This window comes from Scandinavium sp. M-37 (assembly GCF_043558715.1).
Lineage (GTDB): Bacteria > Pseudomonadota > Gammaproteobacteria > Enterobacterales > Enterobacteriaceae > Scandinavium > Scandinavium vulneris_A.
In genome coordinates this window covers 73,547-80,594 of the sequence record NZ_JBIGIN010000022.1, presented here as the reverse complement: position 1 = coordinate 80,594, position 7,048 = coordinate 73,547, and the positions used below count along the sequence as shown (strand labels likewise).

The following is a 7,048-nucleotide window of genomic DNA, read 5'->3' as shown; positions in this document are numbered from 1 at the left end:
TCTGTTACGTCCGGTCATAATGTCACCTGTTTTTTCTGTGAGGTGATGATATCACCTCTATTCAGGTGGCCAAATTCAGTGTGCCACTACACTCTTACACTCGTTTTGGTGCGATTACCTAACAGGAGTCTTTATTATTTTTCATTTTCATAGGTTTCATAAAAAAACCATCCCTACTCTAGGGTTCTCTGTTCCTGAATATAATGAGTTTATGTCGAATGCACCTTACTTCTTTAGATTATTAGTAACGATTGTTAGCATTATGGCCTTTAAAAATAAGGGAAATTAAATTTGTGAGGGATGAACTTAACCATCCCTCCTTCATATTAATAGACTCTGTCATCCCAAATGCTGTAACCACTAGTGCCTGCTATGATATGGCTCCAGGTAATGCTCTTGTATTTCACAGAGATGGTTTCTTGCGGTTGCGCGCCGCTGTGCGTAATTGAGTGTGGGTGTGAGCCCGAGATATCGGAAATGGAGGCATCAGTGATTAAGATGTTGAAGTAAAGCTCTTGCGCACCGGACGCATTGGTTCGGTAGAACTCAAACAGGACTTCAAGCGATTCATTGTTAGAAATAGCCACGCCCAGCAAAGGGGAGGATTTATCGATAGGTTTGGTAAATACGACAGGGTGATGGCTGACATGCTGTTCCCTGCTCATCGCATAGTTCAGACTATTTATCAGGATTTGGTCTAAATGACCGGTTTGTCCTTTATTACCAATGGAGTCTATAGAGGAACACCCGGCAGAAATAAGTCCCTGCTGTTTACCTTTCACTGTTGCATAGATTACGTTAGCCATTATTCAATATCCTTATATTAACAATGTGACTTGGTGCCACGGAGCGTAGAGGGCTATAGCATTAAGTGAACCTCCTGAATGTAACATAAGCACCCATAATAAAGCCCCTATAAAATTATGGTTTTTTTGGGGGGATTACCGGGTCACCAAATTTAGCGCTAAAATCATCTAAAAAAGCCACTCATCGTGAGTGGCTTTTTTATTATCCAGTCTTTACACTTTCCCGCCCCCGAGTGCTTTATTCAGCAGAATATCCTTACTGATCCGCTGTCCCTGCATCTCAATTTGTTTGATTTGCGCGCTTAGCCACTGGCGCTGCGCTTCATCGGCCATCGCTTCGCTGATAAGTCCCCGCTGGAAACGGGCTTTCGCGTTGCTCATACCCGCCGCCGCCGAGCTGACTTTCTCATCCTGCAACGCCTGTTCTTCCTGCAAGGATTGCAGCGCTGACCCGGTCGTCACCACATCTTTTACCGCCGTGAGTACCGCCTGGTTGTACTGCGAAATCAGCATATCCCGCTGGTGACGAGTCTTATCGAGGTTCGCTTCAAGCTGTCCACCGGAGAAGATCGGTAAATACAGGCCCGGAACAATATTGGCCTGCTGGCTGGCGTGATCGAACAGATCGTCCATATGCAGCGCGTCAAACCCAAAGAAAGCTTTGATATCGAACGTAGGATAGAACGCCGCTTTGGCGGCATCGATTTGTTTCATCGAGGATTGGACATACCAGTGCGCCGCCTGCAAGTCCGGGCGACGGGCCAGCAGTTGATAGTTGAGTGAAGACGGTAATTGCGTTTTCGCCACCGGCAACGGCATCGGTCGGATCTCCGCCAGCTCACCGCCGCCGCTCAGCGCCCGGAGTGATTCCCGGAACGCGACGCGCTGCTGTTTAGCCATCGACAGCTGTTGGTCGATAGTCAACAGCATCGTTTTCGCCATTTCAGCATCTGCGTGTGATTCAAGTCCTCTCGCCGCGCGGGCCTCATGGGAGTTGAGCACAAACGTCTCGGATTGTTTAAGCTTTTCAAGGCGCTGCGTGACCTGATAGTTGGTCTGGATCCCGTAATAGAGCTGGGCGACATCGGCTGAAATTTCAAGCTGAACCGCTTTCTCTTCGAGCTTATGTGCGTTTTCCACGCCCATGATGGCATCCAGACGATCGCGGTGTTCTCCCCAGAGATCGATATCCAGCGTCGCCCCAAGCCCAACTATCCCTTCGGTGTACCACGGCCCGCTGGTGCCGAGCCTCGGGCGGTCTTCCGCGAACGGGCCGAGATAACCATTCCCCGAGACATGTGCCTCATTAATTTCAGCCATCGCATTCACTTTGAGCTGAGTGCCCGATTCAATCAGCGCCACATCTGACCGCGCCTGGGCCACACGGGCATGAGCCAGCGCAATCGACGGGGAATCTGCAACCGCATGGGCGACAAGCGCATTCAGTTGCGGATCGTTGTAGTGCTTCCACCAGGTCGAATCCGGCCACTGTTGCGCGGTCAGCTTGGCATCAGGGGGCAGCACGATGTCCTGCTGCTGGATAGGTTTCGCGGCTGCGGGCTCATCTTTCATCGGCGCACAGGCGGCCAGCAATACACCGCAAAACAGAGCCAGAGGTTTGAGGTTATTCAGGTGTTGTAAACGACGCATAGTTATCCCCTTTCGGTAGCAGTCTGCCGGGTACGCAGGCTGAGATTAAGCTGTTCAATTTCGTAGAAAAGGGGCTGTAAACACCCCGCCTCACCCTCAGTATTCGGCGCGACGAGCGCGGTCGGTTCGCCCAATTCGGCAAGCGTCGCGCAGTGCTGTAATCGCTCCGCTGCCTGCTGGCGCTCGACGGCGAAGTCATTTTCACGCTGCCCGGCTTTGAGATGTTCAAACTGATAGATGATTTCACTGAGATGACCGAGCACCTGCTGCGCCGCCAGGATTTCACTTTCCGACTGGCGATTGTCCGCCGACCAGCCAGGCTCCATCGCCACCCGGCCCGCAATCCCCTGACAACCTGCCAGCGCCTGGCGCAGCGCAATTTCCGCGCCCGCTTGCGCCGAGTGTGTTTTCACCCGCTCGGCGAGCGCGGTGAGTAGACTGCTGACCCGGGTCCAGAACAATTTGCCTTCCCGCTCTGGCCACACATAGCGATGGAAAACGGTGGCGATCAGCACTCCGAGCAGAATGCCGATCACCCTGTCGCGGATTTCGACCAGCTCAAAGGTTGGACCAAAGCTCTCCAGCAGCGCCAGGGCGAAGGTAAACATCATCTGGATCCCGGCGTAGCTTATCTTTTCCGAACCGGCGTAAATCCAGGCCCCCAGGCCGATAACCGGTAGCGACATTGCCAGCAGGCCGACCACGCTCTCGATATGTGGCATGACCAGTATCACCATCAGCAGCGCCGCCAGGCTCCCGAGCACCGCGCCAATGACACGCAGTAATCCGCGATGCGCCGTGGAGCCCAGGCTCGACTGCGCCACGATGATGCAGCTCAGCATAATGGTGTGAATGCCCTGCCAATCTGCAGCGATATAAATGAAATAACAGACCAGCGTAGAGAGCAGCGTTTTCAACGCAAACCGACACCAGGTCTGGTTCATCACCAGACCTTTAACACGGGCGTTCTCTTTCGATTCTGCCGGTGATTCAGCGGGCACATGCTGGTAATGCGAGAACGCGGCGAGGGTTTCCAGCATCCGCACCAGCGTGCCCTGCCGGGTGCGTTGAAAAGCGTCCGTTGAGTCGACCGAAAACGCGCTATCTTCAGCTATCGACGCGGCAAAACGCTTACAGCTCTCCAGCAGAGTTTGCGCCAGCACAAGTTCATCGGCCTGCGGCTGCGCCGGCAACTGTTGCACCATCTGATACAGACCCGACACGGTACTGATCCGCGCCAGATGCCAGGCCTCATCCTGCCGATATCGCTTATCGCGCATAATGGCGAAGGCCAACATATGCTGGAGCATCAGCGTCTTTTCCTGGATAGCGGCGGCTGACAAGGCTTCCGGGGCAGGTTCACGACGAATAAAGCGTTCCATGCGCGCGATTATTTCGGCCAGTTGCGCCTGCAATGCGCCCCGGAGTTGTGCCACTGGCTCTTGCGGAAGAAACAGCAGATTGACGGTCAGGGTGAGGATGATGGCGTAGTTAATCGCCACCCACAGCCAGAGGATCATCCTCACCACGCTGTCGGCGTTATCGGTCATATCCGCGAACGTTTGGGTATAGAAAATCACCAAACCGCTGAGGAAAAAGATCACCCCATATTTCGTGGCGCGCATCAGATAGACACAGGCGAAAAACAGCCCGCTGGCCATCAACAGGCGCAGCAACGGGTATTCCCAGGTGAGTTTCAGGGTCAGAATCGACAGCCCTACCGCCAGCGTGGTACCGAGCACGAACAAAGCCCCGGTCAGCGTCGACAGAACGATATTCTTCTGGGTGACATAAAAGACAGCGATCAGCGACAGCGCCAGAAAAGGCACCTGCAGCGTCAGCGAGATAATCATCACCAGCGTGCAGGTAATCAGGCAACGCATCATCAGATTGCCGCGTCCTGGATACGGTCGCAGTAAACGGGCTAGCCGTTGCAGCCCGGTCTCCCGGGCGGGGTCCGCACGTGTAATCATATCGCCTCCGTTCAACGAGGTTGCAGCGTTGCCACCGCAGAGGCACCGACGCGGAACAGGTGCGGGTCCGGATTAGCGACCCGAATTTTTACCGGGAAACGCTGTGAGACATGGACCCAGTTGATGTTCCTTTTAACGACGGGCAGTCCTGACATCACGCTGCCGCCATCATCGGGCAGCACGCCGAAGCTGATGGAATCCACCTGGCCGTCAAACGTTTTGCCGGTGTCGCTCATCAGCCAAACGCGCGCCGGGGTGCCTTCGTGAATTTTTTTAAGTTCGGTTTCGCGGAAGTTGGCGATGACATACCAGTGGGTGGTGTCGATCAGGGTAAACACCGGTTTGCCCGCCGCCACAAATTCGCCCACGCTGGTTTTCAGCGACGCCACGCGACCGGTAAACGGCGCGCGAACCTCGGTATGCGCCAGATTGAGCTTCGCAATATCAATCTGCGCGTCAATTTCTGCCCGCTGCGCCACCAGCGCATCGACGCCACTGACCGCTGCCGCGGCTTGTTTCGCCTGTAATTGCAGGCTTTGCAGGTGTGACTGCGCGCTGGCATTGGCCGCACGCGCCTGGTCAATTTCTTCTGCTGAGGCAAACCCTTGCGAAAGCAGCGGGGCAAGACGATGCAGAGTATCGGCGGCTTTTTTGGCATCAGCCTGCGCGCTGGCAATCGCCGCTTTGGCTGAGCCCGCGCTGAATTTCTGGGCATTGACCGAGCGTTGGGTCAACTCAATTTGTCTGTCGAGCCCGGCGAGTTTCGCCTGCGCCTGCTTCAGCGCGGCTTGGTATGTTGCCGGGTCGATGCGGAAAAGCAGGTCACCTTGCTGTACCAACTGATTATCGTGCACCGGTTGGGCAATAATTCTGCCGCTGACTTCCGGTGAAACGGTAATCGTATCCGCATAGGCGTAGGCATCATCGGTTCGCGGTCGGGCATCCACGCGCCAGATAACCAGACCGAGCACGCCAAGGGCCAGCGCCGTCAGTCCAATTAACGTTGTTTTTTGCTTATTTTTAAACATGGTAATGGCCTGTCGGTTAGCTGAAAATAAATAACCAGATAATCATTGAGAAAGTCGCTGCAATTAATAACCAGCTGGCGAGATTTAATTTGAAGCGTTCGCTGAGTTTATTTCCGCACAGGCTGAATATCAGTCCGGTGAGTGCAGCGCCGCCCGCGAGGCAATAAAGCCAGTCAGGGAAAGCCGCGCCCAGAAAGGGCAGCGAGGGGGAAAGTGAACATCCCGACAGGGAAAAAATGACGGGTAACCCCAGCAGGGCATACAGTCTTATTCTCATAATGGCAGGTGACCAATGATTGAACGTAAAAAACAGGAAATGACCCGTCAGAAAGGGCCATCAGATTAAAACAGTGAATGCCTGTATTATAACACCCTGGAATTTAATTACATTGGCGATTATTAGTTTGCTATACTATTTTGCCGTTTTTCTGATTTAAAAATAAATTTCATGATTCGGCATCACAAATAAAAAAGACCTGCCAGCCGACAGGTCTCTTTCGTTATTAAGGCGTTACACGCCTGCCCACCACAATCGCAGTTTCATTCCCCAGCCGCTGGTGAAACCGGTGGTTATCGATTTCACTTCGCCTTTGTCGATAATAACCAGCGTCGGCGTGACCTGGATCTGCCAGCTGCGGGTGAGTTTGCCCTCGGCATCGTTGATAGTCGGAAGGGCGTAGTGCTTACGCGCCAGCCATGCGCTGAGCGTAGCATCATCGCCGGATCGCATCGCCACGCTGACCACGTTGCCGCCCTCCTCGGCAATCTGTGCCACCGACGGGGTGGTGAAACGGCACACGCCGCACCACGTCGCCCAGACGTATACCAACAACGGACTGTCGTGACTCATCCCCGCCAGGTCGACTGTTTTACCGTCCAGGGTCTGCATCGGCGCGCTGGCGAACGCCGCGGGCAGCGTGGGTTTGCGGAACTGATCCATCACCAGCATTGCGGCGGCGGCGATCAGCACCAGCACCACGCCTTCCCGCAGCCAGCGTTTGAGTTTAGCCCGCATCAACTTTCTCCAGCTCTTCTTTCACCAGCGCCTCCAGATCGTCATACGGGATAGCGCCCGGCACCATGGTTTTCCCCACCAGCGTGGCCGGTGTACCCTGCACGCCCAGCACCTGCGAGAGGATCAGGTTCATCTGTAACGTCTCGCCGCTTTGCCCGTCGGCCTTGATGTTCTCCGTCCCCGTTTTCTGTTGCGCAGCCAGAATGGACGCATCGTCGTGATAGCCCTTTTTCGACATCAAACGCTGATGTAGCGCCCAGAACTGTTGCGGCTGCTGCCGCCAGGCGGTCAACGCTATGCGCGCCGAGTTGGCCGAACTTTCACTGCGAAACGGCAGCAGTTTTACCACCAGCTTCACCTCCGGGAATTTGTGTACGATTTTCTCCAGCTCCGGGTCAAACTGCTTGCAGTAGGGGCAGTTGTAATCGGTGAACGACACCAGCGTCAGACGCGGTTTTTCCGCCCCCATCGACGGCGTATTCGGGTCGTTCCAGAGCAAATTCTCCAGATCCGGTTCAGCCGCAAGGCTCAGGGTTGAAAAGCAAAACAGCAGGATAAAAGTCAAAATACGCATCG

The 7,048-nt window shown here is 54.5% G+C and carries 7 protein-coding genes; all 7 read right to left on the bottom strand.

From position 1 onward, the window contains the following. Positions 1–326: 326 nt before the first annotated feature. Positions 327–806 carry an Hcp family type VI secretion system effector gene (locus ACG0Z5_RS16260; RefSeq protein ID WP_394449212.1) on the bottom strand — a complete coding sequence of 160 codons (480 nt, stop codon included), beginning with the start codon at positions 804–806 and terminating at the stop codon, positions 327–329. A 213-nt stretch (positions 807–1,019) separates the two neighbouring features. Further along, positions 1,020–2,456 carry an efflux transporter outer membrane subunit gene (locus ACG0Z5_RS16255; protein WP_394449209.1) on the bottom strand — a complete coding sequence of 479 codons (1,437 nt, stop codon included), beginning with the start codon at positions 2,454–2,456 and terminating at the stop codon, positions 1,020–1,022. Between the two features lie 2 nt (positions 2,457–2,458). Next, positions 2,459–4,429 carry an FUSC family protein gene (locus tag ACG0Z5_RS16250; protein ID WP_394449206.1) on the bottom strand — a complete coding sequence of 657 codons (1,971 nt, stop codon included), beginning with the start codon at positions 4,427–4,429 and terminating at the stop codon, positions 2,459–2,461. A gap of 11 nt (positions 4,430–4,440) precedes the next feature. Then, positions 4,441–5,457 (bottom strand): multidrug transporter subunit MdtN, encoded by a 1,017-nt coding sequence (gene mdtN, locus ACG0Z5_RS16245; RefSeq protein WP_394449203.1) that lies wholly within the window; start codon positions 5,455–5,457, stop codon positions 4,441–4,443. A gap of 16 nt (positions 5,458–5,473) precedes the next feature. Continuing rightward, positions 5,474–5,734: a YtcA family lipoprotein gene (locus tag ACG0Z5_RS16240; protein WP_319786166.1), complete on the bottom strand. Its 261-nt coding sequence runs from the start codon at positions 5,732–5,734 to the stop codon at positions 5,474–5,476. A gap of 234 nt (positions 5,735–5,968) precedes the next feature. Continuing rightward, positions 5,969–6,472: a protein disulfide oxidoreductase gene (locus ACG0Z5_RS16235; protein WP_394449200.1), complete on the bottom strand. Its 504-nt coding sequence runs from the start codon at positions 6,470–6,472 to the stop codon at positions 5,969–5,971. Further along, the gene (locus ACG0Z5_RS16230) at positions 6,462–7,046 is read right to left on the bottom strand and encodes a DsbA family protein (RefSeq protein WP_394449196.1); all 585 of its coding nucleotides are present in this window, start codon (positions 7,044–7,046) and stop codon (positions 6,462–6,464) included. The genes ACG0Z5_RS16235 and ACG0Z5_RS16230 overlap by 11 nt, the downstream gene beginning before the upstream one ends. Positions 7,047–7,048: the final 2 nt, after the last annotated feature.